Annotated in this window: 17 protein-coding genes; 13 read left to right on the forward strand and 4 right to left on the reverse strand. The window is 40.6% G+C overall.

Features of this window, described 5'->3' with window-relative positions; all coding sequences use genetic code 11:
- Window positions 1-22: 22 nt before the first annotated feature.
- Entirely contained in the window at window positions 23-361 is a 339-nt protein-coding gene (locus tag DCK90_RS12190; RefSeq protein WP_108246498.1) for a P-II family nitrogen regulator, read from the reverse strand.
- Window positions 362-633: 272 nt separating this feature from the next.
- Entirely contained in the window at window positions 634-1,005 is a 372-nt protein-coding gene (crcB, locus tag DCK90_RS12195) for a fluoride efflux transporter CrcB (RefSeq protein ID WP_108246499.1), read from the reverse strand.
- Window positions 1,006-1,548: 543 nt separating this feature from the next.
- On the opposite strand from crcB, the gene DCK90_RS12210 reads away from it, so the two are divergent.
- A complete protein-coding gene (locus DCK90_RS12210) occupies window positions 1,549-1,935 on the forward strand; it encodes a pyrophosphohydrolase domain-containing protein (RefSeq protein ID WP_108246502.1) in 387 nt (128 codons plus the stop codon).
- Between the two features lie 32 nt (window positions 1,936-1,967).
- On the opposite strand, the gene DCK90_RS12215 is transcribed toward DCK90_RS12210, so the two are convergent.
- Window positions 1,968-3,035, reverse strand: a complete 1,068-nt coding sequence (locus DCK90_RS12215; protein WP_108246503.1) for a branched-chain amino acid aminotransferase — start codon at window positions 3,033-3,035, stop codon at window positions 1,968-1,970.
- 106 nt (window positions 3,036-3,141) lie between these two features.
- Here DCK90_RS12215 and DCK90_RS12220 point away from each other — a divergent pair, with 106 nt between their 5' ends.
- The 10 genes from DCK90_RS12220 (at window position 3,142) to DCK90_RS12265 (ending at window position 12,608) form a co-directional block, all read left to right on the forward strand.
- Window positions 3,142-3,618, forward strand: a complete 477-nt coding sequence (locus DCK90_RS12220) for a DUF4920 domain-containing protein (protein WP_108246504.1) — start codon at window positions 3,142-3,144, stop codon at window positions 3,616-3,618.
- The gene (gene mnmD / locus DCK90_RS12225) at window positions 3,615-4,280 is read left to right on the forward strand and encodes a tRNA (5-methylaminomethyl-2-thiouridine)(34)-methyltransferase MnmD (protein WP_108246505.1); all 666 of its coding nucleotides are present in this window, start codon (window positions 3,615-3,617) and stop codon (window positions 4,278-4,280) included. The genes DCK90_RS12220 and mnmD overlap by 4 nt, the downstream gene beginning before the upstream one ends.
- A 133-nt stretch (window positions 4,281-4,413) precedes the next feature.
- Window positions 4,414-5,358, forward strand: a complete 945-nt coding sequence (locus DCK90_RS12230) for a TIGR01777 family oxidoreductase (protein WP_108246506.1) — start codon at window positions 4,414-4,416, stop codon at window positions 5,356-5,358.
- Window positions 5,359-5,494: 136 nt separating this feature from the next.
- A complete protein-coding gene (locus DCK90_RS12235) occupies window positions 5,495-6,070 on the forward strand; it encodes a nucleotide exchange factor GrpE (RefSeq protein ID WP_108246507.1) in 576 nt (191 codons plus the stop codon).
- Window positions 6,071-6,076: 6 nt separating this feature from the next.
- On the forward strand, window positions 6,077-7,192 hold the full coding sequence (dnaJ, locus tag DCK90_RS12240) for a molecular chaperone DnaJ (protein ID WP_108246508.1): 1,116 nt from the start codon (window positions 6,077-6,079) through the stop codon (window positions 7,190-7,192).
- Window positions 7,193-7,373: 181 nt separating this feature from the next.
- Window positions 7,374-8,312 carry an ABC transporter ATP-binding protein gene (locus DCK90_RS12245; protein ID WP_108246509.1) on the forward strand — a complete coding sequence of 313 codons (939 nt, stop codon included), beginning with the start codon at window positions 7,374-7,376 and terminating at the stop codon, window positions 8,310-8,312.
- Window positions 8,302-9,636, forward strand: a complete 1,335-nt coding sequence (locus tag DCK90_RS12250; protein ID WP_108246510.1) for an ABC transporter permease — start codon at window positions 8,302-8,304, stop codon at window positions 9,634-9,636. Before DCK90_RS12245 ends, DCK90_RS12250 begins: the two co-directional genes overlap by 11 nt.
- A 6-nt stretch (window positions 9,637-9,642) precedes the next feature.
- Window positions 9,643-10,530: a mechanosensitive ion channel family protein gene (locus DCK90_RS12255; RefSeq protein WP_108246511.1), complete on the forward strand. Its 888-nt coding sequence runs from the start codon at window positions 9,643-9,645 to the stop codon at window positions 10,528-10,530.
- An 81-nt stretch (window positions 10,531-10,611) separates the two neighbouring features.
- Window positions 10,612-11,433: a DUF6268 family outer membrane beta-barrel protein gene (locus DCK90_RS12260; protein ID WP_218109544.1), complete on the forward strand. Its 822-nt coding sequence runs from the start codon at window positions 10,612-10,614 to the stop codon at window positions 11,431-11,433.
- 11 nt (window positions 11,434-11,444) lie between these two features.
- On the forward strand, window positions 11,445-12,608 hold the full coding sequence (locus tag DCK90_RS12265) for a sigma-54-dependent transcriptional regulator (RefSeq protein WP_108246513.1): 1,164 nt from the start codon (window positions 11,445-11,447) through the stop codon (window positions 12,606-12,608).
- Here the strand turns inward: DCK90_RS12265 and DCK90_RS12270 are convergent, their stop codons facing one another.
- Window positions 12,609-13,319, reverse strand: coding sequence for a hypothetical protein (locus DCK90_RS12270; RefSeq protein WP_159075831.1), 711 nt, complete (start codon window positions 13,317-13,319; stop codon window positions 12,609-12,611).
- Between the two features lie 183 nt (window positions 13,320-13,502).
- Here DCK90_RS12270 and DCK90_RS12275 point away from each other — a divergent pair, with 183 nt between their 5' ends.
- Both DCK90_RS12275 and DCK90_RS12280 read left to right on the forward strand, forming a co-directional pair.
- Window positions 13,503-14,387 carry a PPK2 family polyphosphate kinase gene (locus tag DCK90_RS12275; protein ID WP_108246515.1) on the forward strand — a complete coding sequence of 295 codons (885 nt, stop codon included), beginning with the start codon at window positions 13,503-13,505 and terminating at the stop codon, window positions 14,385-14,387.
- Window positions 14,384-15,781, forward strand: coding sequence for a M20/M25/M40 family metallo-hydrolase (locus DCK90_RS12280; RefSeq protein ID WP_108246516.1), 1,398 nt, complete (start codon window positions 14,384-14,386; stop codon window positions 15,779-15,781). Before DCK90_RS12275 ends, DCK90_RS12280 begins: the two co-directional genes overlap by 4 nt.
- The last annotated feature ends 27 nt before the right edge of the window (window positions 15,782-15,808 follow it).

Raw genomic sequence — 15,808 nt, forward strand, 5'->3', positions numbered from 1 at the left:
TAAAGTTTTTTGGCTATTAATGTTAGTTGATTCCTGCGCTTCCGCTTTCCTTGGTCCTAATTCTGTAAGCCTCGATAACATCGGAGACGAAAATTTTTCCATCACCTACGTTGCCGGTGCTCGCAGTGTCCAATAAAACGTTTACGGTTTTTTCCAGGAAGTCATCGCTAACTACGATAACCAAATACCTTCGTTGAATATCGCTAGTGCTGTACGATATGCCACGATAGACATGTCCTTGTTTTTCATTTCCAACTCCTGTTACATCCCAGTAACTAAAGAAGTTGACCTCAATTTGATGGAGGGCTTTTTTCACCTCATCAAATTTGGATTTTCTAATAATTGCCTCGACTTTTTTCATAATTAAGTAGTTAATTGATGTCTCAAATATATAAGATAAAAGTCAAGACCATAAAAAAGTATGGGGGGTGTCGGGTATTTTTATGGGTATAAGAAAAATACCCCTTAAATTTTAGGGGTATTTAATTTTATGTTAATATTTGTTGGGTATTTATTGATTTTAAGTTAACATTTAATGTGTTTGAGCTCAGTTTTCATAAGATTGTGCACTTAAAAAGCGATAAATGTTCGTTTTTTAACAAATTTTAACTTAAAAAATACAATTTATAACTACTAAATGTGTTTGGCGATCCATAATCCCAGAACAACGGCCAAAACGCCGATACCAATGCTGGAAATCATGTAGATAGAAAAGTTGAGTAGGTCGCCGTCCTTTAATAAAGAGTGCTTTTCAAAAGCGAAAGCGGAGAAGGTAGTAAAGCCGCCGCAGAATCCTGTGGCAAGAAATAACGTATTGTTGTAGTTCAGTATATTGCCTTTGGCGGACAACCCTAAAAAAAGACCTATCAATAAACACCCAATAATGTTTACCAAGAATGTTCCTAGAAAAAAATTATGGAAAAGAGGGTTGAGCGGTCTTGAAATCAGATAACGTAAAACGCTTCCTAATCCCCCGCCCAAAAAGACAAGTAAGGCTTGTTTCATGCCCTAAAGGTACAAACTAAACCGCTTCTTTGTACTCGGTTTCGACAGTCTCTCGGGGGAAGATTTTGGTGGTTGAGATGTCGGAAATCCGTTGAATCGGTTTTGCAAACCTTTTTTTGGCTCCATTCACGCTGAAAATCAATAGAATTGCATTAACAGCAAGCAAAACAAACAGGATGCTAAAAAATACAGTCATTATAGGTTAGGTGCTTAATTAATGGTAAGACAAAAGTACGATTTTTCTTATCTGAAAGAAATCGGAGCCTTGTTATTGTTGTGAAAGCAGTGATTTTTGTGGCAACTTCAATTAAATTGTTAATTTTTAAGGAAGTGCTTAATTAAAAAGAGGATGATTATGAAAGATATAAAGGAAACCAGTATCCAAATTACACCTCTGTAATTTTTTTTATGCAGTTTTTTGTCCTTTCGGTAGGATGAAGCGATAATGACGACAAAGACAATAAAGAATAGTGCTGCAAAAATTACCTGTCCTGTGCTGAACATATTTTATATTTTTATGCAAAGCTAAATCAAAATTAAGTAATGGAAAGTAAAATTAAGGCTGTGGAACTTTTCCACAATTCATTTGGTCTAGGGGTGTCGCAGAAACCCAAAGCCGATTTAGGAGCAGAAAAGAACAAACTCAGGTTTAATTTGATGGACGAGGAAAACCGTGAATATTTGGAAGCTGCTAACAGCAATGACTTGGTTGAGGTGGCTGACGCCCTTGGTGATATGCTCTATATCTTATGTGGGACCATATTGGAGCATGGTATGCAATATAAGATTGAAGAGGTGTTCGAGGAGATTCAGCGGAGCAATATGAGCAAACTTGGTGCTGATGGAAAACCTATTTATCGGGAAGATGGAAAGGTGTTAAAGGGGCCGAACTATTTTAAACCCGATATTCAAACTATAATTGATAAATAAAAAAGGCGCCAACAGGCGCCTTTTTGTTTGTTCTAGATGACTTCATGTCGCCATCCAAATTTATCTTCTGCTCGGTTGTACTGAATGTCTGTCATTCTTTGTTTCAATAAAGAAGCATAGCTTTCTTCCAACTCTGGCAAATCATAATCTTTTCCGTGATATCCAAAACCTGAAATTGGAGAAACTACCGCTGCGGTGCCTGCACCGAACATTTCTTTTAATGAGCCGTTTTCCGCAGCTTTCACCAATTCATGAACGGATATTTTGCGAACTTCGGTTTTAATGCCTTCATCTTTGGCGATGTCCAAAATACTTTTTCGGGTTATTCCGTCCAAAATACGATCACTGGTAGGGGCGGTCATCAAGGTGTCGTTGATACGTACAAAAACGTTCATTGCGCCAGCTTCTTCGATAAATTCATGGGTATTGTCGTCCGTCCAGATAACTTGTTGGTAACCTTTATCGGCGGCCAACTTTGTTGGATAAAACTGTCCTGCGTAGTTACCACCTGCTTTGGCATAACCAACACCTCCGTTAGCTGCTCGCGAATAGGTTTCTTCGATCAAAACTTTCACTTTTCCGGAAAAATAAGATCCAGATGGAGCACATGCGATTATAAATTTATACTCGTTTGCAGGGGAAGCATGGAATCCGTTTCCTGATGCAAAAATAAACGGTCTAATGTAGAGGGAACTTCCTGGGTTCTGGGGAATCCAATCGCTTTCCACTTGGATGAGTGCATTGAGCCCTTCCATAAAATAAGCTTCGGGAATTTGTGGAATAGCCAACCTTTCAGCAGATTTGTTCAATCTTTTGCAGTTTTCCTCGGGCCTAAAAAGCCACACCTTGCCGTTCTCGTCCTTGTAGGCCTTCATTCCTTCAAAAATAGATTGTCCGTAGTGGAAAATCTTTGCAGATGGGTCTAGGGTAATGGGCTGGTAGGGAACCACCTTGGGGGCGGACCACTCACCATTCTTATAATCACAGACCAACATATGGTCGGAATAAACACTTCCAAAGGAAAGGTTGTCAAAATCCACATCATGAATTTTTGAGCTTTTCGCTCTCTCTATAGCTATCTTATTCGCTAATGTTTCCATATCACTTACATTTACAGGGATAAAATTAGCTATTTATTGTTAGTTTTGGGTGTTTAACAAATCTAAATGTTAGACTTGACACACAATTACTTAAATGTTATCAAAAATGAGAGGTTTTAACACTTTTGCTACAATTATTTTACTGTTTACCGCGCTAGTATCGTGCAAGCAAGAAACCATACAGGGCGATTACTTTGGAGAGGAATTCAAAATCTCTGGGGAGGCTTCCAAAACATCTGCTCCGTTTAACGAAATTTCCGGAAAGGATTCCCTGCAGACCCAAATTGTTGGTGAGATCAAGGAAGTATGTCAAGCCAAAGGGTGTTGGATGAAGGTCGAACTGGAGTCCGATGATGAGGTTTTTGTCCGGTTTAAAGATTACGGTTTCTTTGTGCCCAAGGATGCCGCTGGAAAAAAAGTAGTGATGAACGGTGCAGCATTTTTTGAAGAAATGTCCGTTGAAGACCAAAGGCATTATGCCGAAGATGAAGGCGCATCCGAAGACGAATTGGCGCAAATTACCGCTCCCAAAAAAACCTTGAGGTTTGAAGCGGACGGGGTACTGATCGCCACCCAACCTTGAAGCGAAAAATAATCACCACAGGTGATGGCTCCAAGACCATCCAAATAGAAGATTGGGACGAACAGTACCATTCCAAACATGGTGCGGTTCAAGAAGCCTACCATGTTTTTATAGAGCATGGTCTGCGTTTATTTCAGAATCGAAAAGTCCATTTGCTGGAAATAGGTTTCGGAACAGGACTGAATGCCCTCATTACCCTTCACGAAGCAGTGGGACAAAACCTGCAAATCGATTATGTTGGTGTGGAAGCGTTTCCCGTTTCCATGGAAGAGGTGAATCAGTTGGACTACTGCGAGCAATTGGGTTTTGAAGGATTGGAGCAAATGTTTCAAAAAATGCATAGTTGTCCATGGGAAGAAGTGATTTCGATTACAACCGATTTTTCTCTTTTAAAACAAAAAAAGGATTTTAAGCAAATCGACCAGCAAGATTTGTTCAACCTTATCTATTTTGATGCATTTGGTGCCCGAGTACAGCCAGAACTCTGGACAGAGGAAATCTTTTTAAAAATGTACCAAGCACTTACAATCGATGGCATGTTGGTCACGTATGCTGCCAAAGGTAGTGTGCGAAGGGCTATGCAGGCCGTAGGCTTTACCGTAGAGCGATTGCCCGGACCGCCCGGCAAAAGAGAAATGCTCAGAGCGGTAAAAACCTTATAATTGTCAAAAAGCTGTTAAGTTTTATCCTTTTGGTGTCATAAATAGATCTAAAGTTTAAACAAATATGTTAAACCTAAATTAACGTCTCATAAACAGTCGATTAAACCTATAACTTTGTGCAAAAGGATGATATATGAAGGTGTTGATAACAGGAGCTACTGGACTAGTGGGGCAAGCCATAGTAAAGGTGTTGCACCAAAAAGGCATTCCAGTAAATTATTTGACCACAAGCAAAGATAAGATAGATTCTTCCGAAGATTTCCAAGGATTTTATTGGAATCCGAACAAAGAAGAGATTGATTTGGATTGTTTTCATGATGTTCAGGCCATCATTAATTTGGCCGGAGCAAGTATTGCCAAACGTTGGACTCCCCAACATAAAAAGAGAGTGCTCTCCAGTAGGATCAATAGTCTTCAAACTTTGAAAAAGGGTTTGGAAAAATCTGGTAATAAAGAGGTTGAATGTCTTGTCTCCGCATCTGCGATAGGTATTTATCCGGATTCTCCTTGTGAGTATTTTGATGAGGATACTACCAAAGTAGACGATGGTTTCTTGGGAGATGTAGTGACAAAATGGGAAGCAGAGGCTGATACTTTCAGGGTACTTGGAATCGATGTCACCAAAATAAGAATAGGCCTTGTTCTTTCTTCAGAAGGAGGAGCACTGCCCAAAATGGCCTTTCCCGTAAAAAACTTTATTGGAGCACCGATTGGTACGGGAGATCAATGGCAATCTTGGATTCATATCGAAGATTTAGCACAAATGTTTGTATTTGCCGTAGAGAACAATCTTACCGGTGTTTATAATGCTGTGGCACCAAACCCGGTAACAAACACTAAGCTGACCAAGGAATTGGCAAGAATTTTAGATCGTCCCCTGTGGTTGCCAAATATGCCCGCTTTCATTCTCAAAACATTGTTGGGCGACATGTCCACACTTTTATTGGCTAGCCAAAGGGTGAGCGGTAAAAAAATTGAAGAGGAAGGTTTTGCTTTTCAATATGGTAATATCTGTCAGTCACTTAAAAATTTATATGCTTCACAAGAGGAAGGAATTCCCGCATCCGTTGAAGCTTAGTACGTTTAAATCTCAACACATTTAAATATAGAAAGTCCGCTTAGGCGGCTTTTTTTATGTTTTGCGGTGACATTTTGACATTTTTATACAATTGGCAGTACTTTTGCCACTTCAAATCAGAATAAAACAATACAACATGAGCAATAAAAGTAAGGTTGAGGAAATGGAAGATGAGCCTAAAAAAGGGCAAACCGAAGAGAGTACTGAGCTGAACGAAGAACATATAGAGGCGGAGAACGGAGAACAAAACGAGGAGGAGCTTTCGGAAGAAGAAAAATTACGTGAAGATTTGGCCAAAGAAAAAGAGAAATTTTTGAGGCTTTTCGCGGAATTTGAAAATTATAAGCGAAGAACCTCCAAGGAGCGTATGGATTTGTTCAAGACTGCTGGACAAGAGGTCATGGTGGCCATGCTCCCCATTTTGGACGATTTTGACCGTGCCTTAAAAGAACTTTCCAAATCTGAGGACAAAGAGATGTTCAAAGGTGTGGAACTCATCAGCAATAAATTTAGGGAAACCCTTAAGAACAAGGGTCTTGAGCAGGTTGAAGTAGAGCCAGGGGATACATTTGATGCAGAAGTGCACGATGCCATTACCCAAATACCCGCGCCTGACAAGAAAATGAAAGGGAAGATCATAGATGTGGTGGAAAAGGGGTTTAAACTGGGAGACCGAATCATTAGACATCCTAAAGTTGTTGTTGGAAACTAAAGTTGTATGAAGGAAGATTATTACGAAATATTAGGAGTCTCCAAAGGAGCCTCGGCCGCAGAAATCAAGAAAGCCTACCGAAAAAAGGCCATTGAATATCACCCGGATAAAAATCCAGGAGATACAAAGGCGGAGGAAATGTTCAAGAAATCTGCAGAGGCATATGAGGTGTTGGGCAACCCTGACAAAAGGGCAAAGTATGACCAATTTGGTCATGCCGCCTTCGATGGTAGCGGAGGATTTGGTGGCGGAGGTATGAATATGGACGATATCTTCAGTCAATTCGGTGATATTTTTGGAGGAGCTTTTGGAGGTGGATTCAGCGGATTTGGTGGATTCGGCGGCGGACAGCGTAGAGCCAAGGGCAGTAACTTACGTATTCGCGTAAAGTTGACCTTGGAAGAGGTTGCCAATGGTGTTGAGAAAAAGGTAAAGGTACGTAGAAAGCTTCAAGCAGATGGCGTAACCTATAAAACTTGTCCAACCTGTAATGGAACAGGGCAGATTACAAAAATCACCAATACGATTTTGGGTAGAATGCAGACGGCGACCACTTGTACAACTTGTGGTGGAGCTGGTCAGTCTATCGATAAAAAACCTTCCGATGCCGATGCACAAGGTCTCAAGGTGGTGGAGGAGACCGTGTCCATCAAAATTCCACCAGGTGTTGAGGATGGTATGCAGCTAAAAGTTACCGGAAAGGGGAACGATGCCCCAGGGAACGGTATCGCCGGAGATTTACTTGTGGCCATAGAAACGGTGGAGCACGATACCTTAAAGCGCGAAGGGGACAATTTACATTACGACCTATATATAAGCATTCCAGAAGCGGTTCTAGGTAGCTCCAAGGAAATCGATGCCATAGGAGGAAAAGTCCGTATAAAATTGGAGCCAGGTCTGCAATCCGGAAAAATTTTAAGACTTCGAGGAAAGGGTATCAACAGTTTGAACGGTTATGGTGCCGGTGATTTGCTAGTTCATGTGAATGTATGGACACCAAAGAGCATAAACAAAGAGCAGAGAGAGTTTTTTGAGCGTATGCAGGATGATGAAAACTTTGCCCCAAAACCTGAAAAATCGGACAAATCCTTTTTTGAGAAAGTGAAAGATATGTTCTCTTAAAAGAAAAAAATCTTCTGTTTAAATAAAAAACGTATATTTGGAACTGATGTTGGGTAACCGATATCTAATTTTCTTTTTCATAGCAATTTTTTTCCCATCCTTGATTTTGTTAAGGGTGGGTTTTTGTTTTTATGGGAAAACAGGTAGCTAGCAATTACATATCTTTGAAAAAATAGATTACATGGATCATATCCTTGTTGCCAAAAATGTGACCAAAACATATGGTAATCACACTGCGTTGAGCAACATTTCACTTCAAATCCCGAAGAATTGCATTTACGGACTTTTGGGTCCGAATGGGGCGGGTAAAACCTCTTTTATCAGAATAATCAATCAAATCACGCATCAAGACTCAGGTGAGATTTTGCTTAATGGAGAGCCCTTGGCCTCAAAACATATTGCATCCATAGGATACTTGCCCGAGGAGAGAGGACTGTACAAAAGCATGAAGGTGGGTGAGCAGGCATTGTATTTGGCACAGCTAAAGGGGTTGTCCAAAAGTGAAGCAAAAACAAGGCTCAAATACTGGTTCGACCGTTTGGATATTGGTGATTGGTGGGACAAGAAGATTCAGGAGCTTTCAAAAGGGATGGCCCAGAAAATCCAGTTTATTGTTACCGTACTCCACGAACCCAAATTGTTGATTTTTGATGAACCTTTTAGTGGTTTTGACCCCATAAATGCCAACATCATCAAAGACGAGATTCTTCAATTAAAGGAAAACGGAACCTCCATTATTTTTTCCACGCACCGGATGGAATCCGTGGAGGAGCTTTGTGAGTACATTGCCCTGATTCATAAGTCCGAAAAAATCTTGGATGGGAAATTGTCGGACATCAAAAAAGCATATAAAAACAATATTTTCAATGTTGGAGTTCAGATGCAAGAAGACCCTAGAGACTTTTTGAAATCCTTGGAGGAAAAGTTCAATATCCTTTCCTCGGAAATAGACCCCATTGAAAACCAATTGAATTTTAAAGTACGGTTGACATCAATGCATACAGGTGATATTTTAACGGAACTATCCAAAGTTGCTAACATCAACAGATTTGAAGAGACCATTCCATCTGCTAACGATATATTCATTCAAACCGTAAACAACAAGGACAATGGCAAGTAAACTTGGGTTGATCATAAAAAGAGAATATTTGGCCAAGGTGCGCAACCGTTCCTTTATTGTTATGACTGTTTTGAGCCCACTTTTAATGGTGGGGATGATTGTGCTCATTGCTTTTTTGGCCAAAGTAAATGATGACGAAACTAGGGTAGTGAGTGTTTTGAACAAAAGTTCTTTTTTTCAGAGCGAATTCTATCCTTCCAAAAATATTTCCTACGTGCATATGGATAATTTGACCTTGGAACAGGCAAAAGATTCAACCAATGCATTGGAATACTACGGACTGCTATACATTCCCGAAGGGAAAACGGTGGAAGAAGTATCCCGTTCTGCCTATCTTTTTACCAAGGACAATCCCAATACATCGATTACCAAGGAGCTTGAAGATGTATTTCAAAATCAATTAAGACAAGACCGGTTACAAAAATTAGGAGTTACCTCCGAGCAGTTTTCTACTGTGGAGAAACCTTTCGAAATCAATCTTTCCACTTTTGATGGCGAAAAAAGCATGCGGGGAATCAACGAGATCAAAGCTTTTATCGGAGGTGGATTTGGCTACGCGATTATGATGTTCATTATTATCTATGGTGGGTTTGTGATGCGCAGCGTTATCGAGGAAAAAACGAGTAGAATCATTGAAGTGATAATTTCTTCAGTGAAACCGTTCCAATTAATGCTCGGTAAGATTATTGGAAACTCTTTGGCCGGAATCACCCAGTTTTCCATCTGGATCATCTCGGCTTCAGCCTTACTGTTTATAGCCGTGCTGATTTTTGGCATCGATTTGACCGCACTTTCAAACGATGGTGCAGCGCCCGGGGCAGTAGGTATGTCTCAGTTGGGTGGAATGGACAGTGATATGGTAATGTACGCCAAGGAAATCTATGATATTCCGTGGGGGTTGCTCATCGTATCGTTCTTTATCTATTTTGTGCTGGGTTACCTTATTTATAGCTCTATTTATGCTGCAATCGGAGCTGCTGTTGATAACGAAACAGATACACAACAATTTATCTTTCCTATTATATTACCTTTAATGTTGGCTATTTATGTCGGGTTCTTTTCCGTTTTTAGCAACCCTCATGGTCCAATAGCTGTAGGTTTTTCGTTGTTTCCGTTAACGTCGCCCATTGTTATGTTGATGCGTTTGCCCGGCGGAATCGGTGAAGGTGGAGTGCCTTTGTGGCAGTTTTTGTTGTCCGTTTTTCTTTTGATCGTTACCTTTTTGGGTATCGTATCCTTAGCAGCAAAAATTTACAGGACAGGTATTCTGATGTATGGTAAAAAACCAACCTACAAAGAATTGATAAAATGGTTAAGATATTAGAATAGTATGCAAGACGGTGCAGAAGAAATAAAGGAAATTATCACAGAAGATCTTTGGGGGTCCATAAAGGATTTCTTGAATCTGGGGTTCCATATTGGCCAAGGTGAAAAGTCCATAGATCTTACCATAGGGCTTTTGTTGTTGTTGACCATTACCATTGTGGTAACAAAGTTCTTGTTAAAGTGGTTGCGCCAAATATTTACGCGCAAAATGGAGCAAGAGGACAAGCATAAGTTCACCAGCGTTTTTAAGTTCATTAATTATGTAATTTACCTTATCGCTGTTTTGGTCACGCTCAGTGCGGCTGGGGTGGACATTACCTTGGTAATTACGGCATCCGCAGCACTGTTTGTTGGTTTGGGTCTTGCTTTACAGGAATTGTTCAAGGATATTCTTGGAGGTATTTTTATTATAGTTGATAAGTCCCTACAGGTTGGTGATGTAGTAGAGGTCGATGGTAAAGTAGGCAAGGTGTTCGAGATTAAGCTCCGTACCACACGCGCCATAACCCGGGATGATAAGGTGCTGATCCTTCCAAACCATAAATTTATAAGCGACATTGTTTACAACTATACCCAAAACCATAGGACCACCCGTGAAAAAGTGAGTGTGGGCGTGGCCTATGGCAGCGATGTAGACTTGGTCACCAAAATTTTGGAAGAAGTGGCCAACACACAAAAACAAGTGCTCAAAAATCCTAAGCCATTTGTGTTGTTCGAGGATTTTGGAGACTCTGCCCTAATGTTCTCCATTTACTTTTTTACCAATGATACCTTCCGCGACCCTCGGATAAAAAGTGAAATGCGCTATAAAATCAATTCCAAATTCAAGGAAAACAATGTTAGTATACCATTCCCACAACGCGATATACATATTATTCAGCCAAAACAATAGACAGATATAAAAAACTCAATTTACCATATTGCAATTTGGAAGTGGTTCGCTTTCGTTGTAATACTTTGTAGCCAAGGATTATTGGCGCAAAGCACAGATGTTTTAAGGTTGGAATACCTCAATATACCGGAAAATGAAAGCGGAGTAAAGACGCAACGCTACAAAGCGCTCCTGAATGTTCCCATAAAGCTCAACGAAAAGGATGAATATTTGGCCATAGGCGGTGAATATAACCGTTTTGATATGGGGTATACCGCCGACCTCCCTTTTGATAAGAAAGAGATGATTAGGTTCCATATCATTGATTTCAATTTGGGGTTGATAAAAAAATGGAACGAAGATTGGAACTTGGTGACAATCTTGACCCCGCGCATTGCATCCAATCTGTTGGATGGGATAATTAAGGAAGATTTCTTTATGAATGCCTCGGCTGCCTTTTGGAAAGAGAAACCGAAGGCGGACAAACCTTTCAGGATCGTTTTGGGATTAACCTATAATAGCACTGCAGGAGTTCCAGTGCCATTGCCCCTTATACATTATTATAGAAGGTTTCATCCAGATTGGTCATTTGTACTGGGGGTGCCAAAATCCAACCTAAAATATCATCTGGATAAAACGCACAGTTTTGAGTTGGCATCGTTCTTGGATGGTTATTTTATGAACCTGCAAAACGATATTGTTTTGGATAATGGATTGGTAGCCTCACGGATATCGTTCAATACGTTGGTCGGTAGTTTGGGGTATCAGTATAATGTTACGGAAAGTATTTCCTTTTATGCCATAGCGGGGACCACCCTGATACAAGCGGGAAAATTACGGAACAAAGAAAGAGGAGAAGTATTTTTGTTCAATAAGGATCCAAATTTTTATATTAGGACAGGCTTCAAAATCGGAATCTTTTAAAAAAGCAGCATATGTCAAAAATTTTGGTAATAGAAGATGAATCGGCAATTAGAAGAGTATTGGTTAAAATACTGGCCGAAGAGAACGATAGCTACAATGTGGTCGAAGCAGAGGATGGCCTAGCAGGAATAGATGTTATCAAAAAAGAAGATTTTGATCTTGTACTCTGTGACATCAAAATGCCAAAAATGGATGGGGTAGAAGTTCTCGAAGCTGCCAAAAAAATAAAGCCAGAGATACCTTTTATCATGATATCGGGCCATGGCGACCTGGATACGGCAGTGAATACCATGAGGTTGGGAGCCTACGATTACATCTCCAAACCGCCAGATTTGAACCGATTGCTTACCACCGTAAGGAATGCTTTGGACAGAAAGGAATTGGCAGTCGAGAACAAGGTGCTCAAGAAAAAGATTTCCAAGAATTACGAAATGATCGGAGAGAGCAAGGAAATCGAAGCTATAAAGGAAATGATTGAAAAAGTGGCGCCAACTGATGCACGTGTTTTGATTACAGGTTCCAACGGAACAGGTAAGGAACTGGTGGCACATTGGGTTCACGAAAAAAGCCCACGTTCGTCATCACCTTTTGTAGAGGTAAACTGTGCAGCAATTCCTTCGGAATTAATCGAAAGTGAATTGTTCGGCCATGTAAAAGGTGCATTTACTTCTGCCGTTAAAGATCGTGCAGGTAAATTTGAGGCCGCCAATAAAGGAACCATATTTTTGGACGAGATCGGGGATATGAGCCTTTCCGCACAGGCCAAGGTGCTAAGGGCATTGCAGGAGAACAAGATTTCGCGTGTGGGTTCGGATAAGGATATAAAAGTAGATGTTCGTGTATTGGCCGCGACCAACAAAGATCTAAAAAAGGAAATAGAAGAGGGGAAGTTCCGAGAAGACCTATACCATCGATTGGCAGTTATTTTGATAAAGGTTCCGGCCTTGAACGAAAGACGCAATGACATTCCTCTGCTCATAGAACATTTTTCTACAAAAATCGCTGCAGAACAGGGTACCGGACAAAAGAGTTTTTCCAAAAAAGCCGTGGAATTGCTCAAAAGTTATGATTGGACAGGTAACGTTCGTGAACTTCGTAATGTAGTGGAGCGATTAATCATATTGGGCGGAAAAGAAGTATCGGAAGAGGATGTAAAGCTCTTCGCCAGTAAATGATCAATTACAATTTCCAAGGCTATTCAATGCCTCTTTTGCCAAGATTTTTACCCTTTGGTGATATTCCTTTTTATGTTGTGACAAATTGGTGTTCAACAATGTCAAGCGTGCTTCTTCATAAATATTGGTAACAAATCGGCGGGCATCTTCGCAGTCCACATCGGAGACCACTTTGTCCAAAGAAGATTCAAAGCTCAATAAGCATTGGTGGACTTGTTTTTTTATGGATGCACCTTGGGTGAGCATCATTCCATGGTTAAAATCAAGTACATCTGTAGTGTTCATGACCAATACATTGCTTCCGTAATCGCTGGATGTTTCCTGTTCAAACTCTTTAAGAACATTGATGCCAATAATAGTGCGCTCCAAAGCTTTGTGCAAAACCAATTTCGATTTTGCAAGGACATTGGCTTTGGTAGCTGTTTTTAAGTAGTCCAGTGTTAATTCCAGGCTTTCTATTGCTCCCTCACAGCCACAATCCAAAAAATTATCTTTGGTTTTTTCAATGCCGTTCAAGGCCTTGTAAGCATGATATTTGGCCATGTTCAAATCGTCGGCCATCACCGCATCCTCAATCTTGTTTTTAATGTATTCTATGTTGGAACTTGCGTATTCACATGCATTTGCAGGGGTAGTAAAGGAAGCCATAAGCCATAGACTAAGCAAGCCGATGACAAAGACTATAAGTAGGATAATCTTATTGTTTTTCATAACGCTCTAGGATTTGGGACTTTGCGTATTGATTTCCATAAAGTTACATTTTCATGGTTTTGAAGGGCAAATAGATCGATTAAATAACCATCTTAAGGTATAAGAGGTAAAAGTATCGATGAATTACATCTTTAAGTTATGGTTGGGTTGAATGAGTAGTTAAAATGAATTATATTCAATCCTATGAAAGAAATCAATACAGAGGATTATAGAGTGACCGACACAGTAAAGTTGTCCGAAATTGATACGCACCAAGATTTTAATGAATCGGACAAGAAACTGAAAAAGGAGCTAAAAAGTATCAGAAAGGACCTTGGGGATTTTCAAGATACACTCTATGCCCATGGAAAATATGGTGTCCTCGTGTGTTTGCAGGGAATGGATACTGCGGGCAAGGATAGCTTGATTCGGGAAGTGTTCAAAGATTTCAATGTAAGGGGAGTAGTAGTACATAGCTTCAAAGTGCCATCAACTAAAGAGAAAAAGCACGATTACCTTTGGCGACACTACATTGCTTTGCCCGAAAGGGGAAAATTCTCTGTGTTTAACCGAACACACTATGAGAATGTTTTGGTGACCAAGGTACATCCTGAATATATTTTGGGCGAGAACATTCCAAAGATTGATTCGGTAGAGGATATTGATGATGGGTTTTGGGAAAAACGTTACAATCAAATCAATGATTTTGAAAAGCATATCTCCGAGAACGGCACCATTATATTTAAATTTTTCCTTCACTTATCCAAAGAAGAACAACGACAGCGTCTTTTACGAAGAATCGAATTAAAGCAAAAGAATTGGAAATTCTCTCCGGGAGACTTGGAAGAACGAAAGCTTTGGGGTAAATATCAGGCTTGCTATGAGGAAGTCCTGAACAAAACTTCAAAGGCACATGCACCATGGTTTGTAGTCCCAGCAGACAATAAAAATGCGGCCCGTTTAATTGTGGCCTCCATAATGATGGAAGCGTTAAAAAAGTACAAAGATATAGAGGAACCTGAGCTAGACGATGAAATAAAGGCTAATTTAGAAACCTTTAAACAAGAACTGGAAAAAGAAACTACATGAGAACTGTTCTGATACTGGCCTTTTTGTTGGTCAGCACACCCTTTTTTTCTCAAACTGAAGACGAAAAGCAATTAAAAGCAATCTATGATGAAGCATTGACCAATGGTAAGGCCTACGATTGGCTCAACTATTTGTCCAATCAAATTGGTGGGCGGCTTTCCGGTTCCGTGCAGGCGCAGCAGGCGGTCGACTATACCAAGGCTCAATTGGACTCTTTAGGACTTGACAAGGTTTGGTTACAGCCGGTAATGGTTCCTAAATGGGTAAGGGGAGTTCCTGAGTTTGCATATATCGAAAACAAGCCAGGTTTGACCACCAATGTGCCCATTTGCGCACTTGGAGGTTCTGTGGCAACACCTTCCGGGGGATTAAAAGCCAGTGTAATCGAGGTAAAAGGAATAGAAGACCTTGAGAAACTTGGGAGAGACAAAATCGCAGGAAAAATAGTTTTCTACAATCGCCCAATGGATCCTACCATGATCAATACCTTTTCTGCCTATTCAGGATGTGTGGACCAACGTTATTCGGGTGCAGCTGAGGCTGGAAAATATGGTGCACTTGGTGTTATTGTTCGCTCCATGAACCTTCGTTTGGACGATTATCCGCACACGGGTTCCATGGGATATGGAGATACTCCGGTAGATAAGCGTATACCAGCGGCGGCAATCAGCACCAATGGTGCGGACTTGTTGAGTGCGACCATTAAGTTGAATCCGAATGCCAAGTTTTACTTTAAACAAAACTGTAAACAGTTGGAAGATGTACAATCGTACAATGTTATCGGGGAAATTACAGGCAGTGAATATCCCAAAGAGATTATGGTTGTAGGAGGTCACTTGGATTCTTGGGATTTGGGGGATGGTTCGCACGATGATGGTGCAGGCTGTGTTCAAAGCATGGATGTTCTAAGACTGTTAAAAGAAACAGGCTATAAACCAAAACGTACTTTGCGCGTGGTTTTGTTCATGAACGAGGAAAATGGTATGCGAGGCGGAAATAAGTATGCCGAAGTGGCTCGAAATAAAGGAGAAGATCACATCTTTGCTTTGGAAAGTGATTCAGGAGGGTTTACTCCGAGAGGCTTTTCCATAGATGCCTCCGAAGAAAACCTAAAGCAAATCCAAGGATGGCGAGACTTGTTTGAGCCGTATTTGATTCATATGTTTTATGAAGGAGGTAGCGGTGCGGACATTGGTCCGTTAAAAGAAGAGGGAATGGTCTTGGCCGGACTTAGACCTGATACCCAACGCTATTTTGATCATCACCATGCGGAAAATGATACTTTTGAGCACGTGAACAAGCGCGAATTGGAACTTGGTGCTGCTACCATGGCCAGCCTTGTGTACCTTATCGATAAATACGGTACGGTTCCAGTGAAAAAAATCAAGGGATAAAGGATAAAACTAAAATTAAGCCGTTCA

Source organism: Muricauda brasiliensis, assembly GCF_003057865.1.
In the GTDB taxonomy this organism is placed as follows: Bacteria; Bacteroidota; Bacteroidia; order Flavobacteriales; family Flavobacteriaceae; genus Flagellimonas; species Flagellimonas chongwuensis.

Excerpts from the sequence above, each read along its gene's own strand:
- DCK90_RS12250 (WP_108246510.1), top strand. The coding sequence starts at position 8,302 with ATGGCAAGTAAACTTGGGTTGATCATAAAAAGAGAATATTTGGCCAAG.
- DCK90_RS12280 (WP_108246516.1), top strand. The coding sequence starts at position 14,384 with ATGAGAACTGTTCTGATACTGGCCTTTTTGTTGGTCAGCACACCCTTT.
- DCK90_RS12265 (WP_108246513.1), top strand. The coding sequence starts at position 11,445 with ATGTCAAAAATTTTGGTAATAGAAGATGAATCGGCAATTAGAAGAGTA.
- DCK90_RS12245 (WP_108246509.1), top strand. The coding sequence starts at position 7,374 with ATGGATCATATCCTTGTTGCCAAAAATGTGACCAAAACATATGGTAAT.
- DCK90_RS12220 (WP_108246504.1), top strand. The coding sequence starts at position 3,142 with ATGAGAGGTTTTAACACTTTTGCTACAATTATTTTACTGTTTACCGCG.
- DCK90_RS12190 (WP_108246498.1), bottom strand. The coding sequence starts at position 361 with ATGAAAAAAGTCGAGGCAATTATTAGAAAATCCAAATTTGATGAGGTG.
- DCK90_RS12230 (WP_108246506.1), top strand. The coding sequence starts at position 4,414 with ATGAAGGTGTTGATAACAGGAGCTACTGGACTAGTGGGGCAAGCCATA.
- DCK90_RS12275 (WP_108246515.1), top strand. The coding sequence starts at position 13,503 with ATGAAAGAAATCAATACAGAGGATTATAGAGTGACCGACACAGTAAAG.
- DCK90_RS12215 (WP_108246503.1), bottom strand. The coding sequence starts at position 3,035 with ATGGAAACATTAGCGAATAAGATAGCTATAGAGAGAGCGAAAAGCTCA.
- DCK90_RS12270 (WP_159075831.1), bottom strand. The coding sequence starts at position 13,319 with ATGAAAAACAATAAGATTATCCTACTTATAGTCTTTGTCATCGGCTTG.
- dnaJ (WP_108246508.1), top strand. The coding sequence starts at position 6,077 with ATGAAGGAAGATTATTACGAAATATTAGGAGTCTCCAAAGGAGCCTCG.
- DCK90_RS12210 (WP_108246502.1), top strand. The coding sequence starts at position 1,549 with ATGGAAAGTAAAATTAAGGCTGTGGAACTTTTCCACAATTCATTTGGT.
- DCK90_RS12235 (WP_108246507.1), top strand. The coding sequence starts at position 5,495 with ATGAGCAATAAAAGTAAGGTTGAGGAAATGGAAGATGAGCCTAAAAAA.
- DCK90_RS12255 (WP_108246511.1), top strand. The coding sequence starts at position 9,643 with ATGCAAGACGGTGCAGAAGAAATAAAGGAAATTATCACAGAAGATCTT.
- crcB (WP_108246499.1), bottom strand. The coding sequence starts at position 1,005 with ATGAAACAAGCCTTACTTGTCTTTTTGGGCGGGGGATTAGGAAGCGTT.